We start from the raw sequence: 3,228 nt of genomic DNA, 5'->3' as shown, positions 1-3,228 counted from the left end.
TTGTTCTTTGAAAACTAGATAATATCAAATATAATTTTTCATAATTAAACCGAGAACACCGCGTTTTTTGAGTTTTTTAAAAGAAGTTTATTATCGCTAAACTCAATTAATCGTATTTTCCTTTGGAAAATAAGGTTAAGTTAACAAGGGCGCATGGTGAATGCCTTGGCACTAGGAGCCGATGAAGGACGGGACTAACACCGATATGCTTCGGGGAGCTGTACGTAAGCTATGATCCGGAGATTTCCGAATGGGGAAACCCAGCAGTTTTAATCAACTGTTACCACTAGATGAATTCATAGTCTAGTTGGAGGTAAACGCTGTGAACTGAAACATCTCATTAGCAGCAGGAATATAAAGAAAATTCGATTCCCTAAGTAGCGGCGAGCGAACGGGGAACAGCCCAAACCAGAGAGCTTGCTCTTTGGGGTTGTAGGACTGAACATTTGAGTTACCAAAAAGTTTGATAGTCGAAGGATTTGGGAAAATCCGCCATAGATGGTGATAGCCCAGTAGATTAAATCAAGCTTTCTCAGTTCAGGATCCTGAGTACGGCGGAACACGTGAAATTCCGTCGGAATCTGGGAGGACCATCTCCCAAGGCTAAATACTACCTAGTGACCGATAGTGAACCAGTACCGTGAGGGAAAGGTGAAAAGCACCCCGGAAGGGGAGTGAAATAGTTCCTGAAACCATGTGCCTACAATAAGTCAGAGCGCGTTAATGCGTGATGGCGTGCCTTTTGTAGAATGAACCGGCGAGTTACGATCCCGTGCAAGGTTAAGACTTAAAAGTCGGAGCCGTAGCGAAAGCGAGTCTGAAATGGGCGAATTTAGTACGAGGTTGTAGACCCGAAACCAGGTGACCTATCCATGTCCAGGTTGAAGATGCGGTAAAACGCATTGGAGGACCGAACCCGTGTAAGTTGAAAATTGCTGGGATGAGGTGTGGATAGCGGTGAAATTCCAAACGAACTTGGAGATAGCTGGTTCTCTCCGAAATAGCTTTAGGGCTAGCCTCGGATGAAGGATCATGGAGGTAGAGCACTATTTGGACTAGGGGCCCGTCTTGGGTTACTGAATTCAGATAAACTCCGAATGCCATTGATTCATATCCGGGAGTCAGACGATGAGTGATAAGATCCACCGTCGAAAGGGGAACAGCCCAGATCACCAGTTAAGGTCCCTAAATGTATGCTAAGTGGAAAAGGATGTGGAGTTGCATAGACAACTAGGATGTTGGCTCAGAAGCAGCCACCATTTAAAGAGTGCGTAATAGCTCACTAGTCGAGTGATCCTGCGCCGAAAATGTACCGGGGCTAAGTATACTACCGAAACTGTGGATGTGACCATTAGGTCACGTGATAGGAGAGCGTTCTAAGGGCGGTGAAGCAAGATCGTAAGGACTTGTGGAGCGCTTAGAAGTGAGAATGCCGGTATGAGTAGCGAAAGATGGGTGAGAATCCCATCCACCGAATGACTAAGGTTTCCTGGGGAAGGCTCGTCCTCCCAGGGTTAGTCGGGACCTAAGTCGAGGCCGAGAGGCGTAGACGATGGATAACAGATTGATATTTCTGTACTAGTTAAATGCGTTTGAACGATGGAGGGACGCAGTAGGCTAAGATGTGCATCCTGTTGGATTAGGATGTCCAAGCAACAAGTCTTTTGATGAGTCAAATGCTTATCAATTTAAGGACAAGTTGTGATGGGGAGCGAAATTTAGTAGCGAAGCGTCTGATGTCACACTGCCGAGAAAAGCTTCTAGTGAGTATTTAACTACCCGTACCGCAAACCGACACAGGTAGTCGAGGAGAGAATCCTAAGGTGAGCGAGTGAACTCTCGTTAAGGAACTCGGCAAAATGACCCCGTAACTTCGGGAGAAGGGGTGCTGATCGCAAGATCAGCCGCAGTGAATAGGCCCAGGCGACTGTTTATCAAAAACACAGGTCTCTGCAAAATCGTAAGATGACGTATAGGGGCTGACGCCTGCCCGGTGCTGGAAGGTTAAAAGGATGGGTTAGCTTCGGCGAAGCTCAGAATTGAAGCCCCAGTAAACGGCGGCCGTAACTATAACGGTCCTAAGGTAGCGAAATTCCTTGTCGGGTAAGTTCCGACCCGCACGAAAGGCGTAACGATCTGGGCACTGTCTCAACGAGAGACTCGGTGAAATTATATTGTCCGTGAAGATGCGGACTACCCGCGACAGGACGGAAAGACCCCATGGAGCTTTACTGTAGCTTGATATTGAGTGTTTGTACAGCTTGTACAGGATAGGTAGGAGCCATAGAAACCGGAACGCTAGTTTCGGTGGAGGCGTTGGTGGGATACTACCCTCGCTGTATGACCACTCTAACCCGCGCCACTAATCGTGGCGGGAGACAGTGTCAGGTGGGCAGTTTGACTGGGGCGGTCGCCTCCTAAAAAGTAACGGAGGCGCCCAAAGGTTCCCTCAGAATGGTTGGAAATCATTCGCAGAGTGTAAAGGCACAAGGGAGCTTGACTGCGAGACAGACAGGTCGAGCAGGGACGAAAGTCGGGCTTAGTGATCCGGTGGTACCGTATGGAAGGGCCATCGCTCAACGGATAAAAGCTACCCTGGGGATAACAGGCTTATCTCCCCCAAGAGTCCACATCGACGGGGAGGTTTGGCACCTCGATGTCGGCTCATCGCATCCTGGGGCTGTAGTCGGTCCCAAGGGTTGGGCTGTTCGCCCATTAAAGCGGTACGCGAGCTGGGTTCAGAACGTCGTGAGACAGTTCGGTCCCTATCCGTCGCGGGCGTAGGAAATTTGAGAGGATCTGTCCTTAGTACGAGAGGACCGGGATGGACATACCTCTGGTGTACCAGTTGTGCCGCCAGGCGCATCGCTGGGTAGCTACGTATGGATGAGATAAACGCTGAAAGCATCTAAGTGTGAAACTCACCTCGAGATGAGATTTCCCATTCCTATATGGAAGTAAGACCCCTGAAAGATGATCAGGTAGATAGGTTAGAAGTGGCAGCACGGTGACGTGTGAAGCGGACTAATACTAATCGGTCGAGGACTTAACCAAGTAATTGGTGTTCCGGTAATTGTGAATTGTATTTGATATTAGCTAGTTTTGAGAGCACAAGTTGTTTTCAATAGTGTGGTGACGATGGCAAGAAGGATATACCTGTTCCCATGTCGAACACAGAAGTCAAGCTTCTTAGCGCCGAGAGTAGTTGGGGGATCGCTCCCTGCGAGG

2 rRNA genes are annotated in these 3,228 nt (G+C 48.6%); both read left to right on the top strand.

Annotation, left to right across the window (positions count from 1 at the left end):
- Nucleotides 1-133: 133 nt before the first annotated feature.
- Nucleotides 134-3,054 (top strand): 23S ribosomal RNA (locus FFM80_RS14330).
- Between the two features lie 74 nt (nucleotides 3,055-3,128).
- A 5S ribosomal RNA gene (rrf, locus tag FFM80_RS14325) occupies nucleotides 3,129-3,228 on the top strand; the annotation flags it as partial.

The sequence above is a fragment of the Lactiplantibacillus dongliensis genome (assembly GCF_005405105.1).
In the GTDB taxonomy this organism is placed as follows: Bacteria; Bacillota; Bacilli; order Lactobacillales; family Lactobacillaceae; genus Lactiplantibacillus; species Lactiplantibacillus dongliensis.
Note: the sequence above shows the minus strand (reverse complement) of the source record. Positions and strands in the feature narration are given on the sequence as shown.